The organism is Bittarella massiliensis (ex Durand et al. 2017) (assembly GCF_017566145.1).
In the GTDB taxonomy this organism is placed as follows: domain Bacteria; phylum Bacillota; class Clostridia; order Oscillospirales; family Ruminococcaceae; genus Bittarella; species Bittarella massiliensis_A.
In genome coordinates this window covers 1-225 of record NZ_JABFCL010000182.1, presented here as the reverse complement: position 1 = coordinate 225, position 225 = coordinate 1, and the positions used below count along the sequence as shown (strand labels likewise).

Sequence of the window (225 nt, the reverse complement as noted above, 5' to 3'; positions counted from 1 at the left end):
AAGTCCGCAATCTCTTCAAGCTTGAAATCATGGTCGTACCGAAGAAGAAACGTCTGGCGCTCCTGATAAGAAAGCGAATCCAGTGCTTCACGGTAGTGTTCCAGAAAATCCCGATCCGAGATGTCCCGTAAACAGTCATCGTCCGACGGAATATTCAGAACCTTCGGATCACTGGAAAAATCTGTCTGCTCATATGACTGGCTGCGTACCTTGCGGAGAAAATCG

Annotated in this window: 1 protein-coding gene; it reads right to left on the bottom strand. The window is 48.0% G+C overall.

What is annotated here, in order from left to right:
• Positions 1-225: hypothetical protein (locus HJY11_RS13970; protein ID WP_208076500.1), on the bottom strand; the 225-nt coding region annotated here is incomplete at both ends.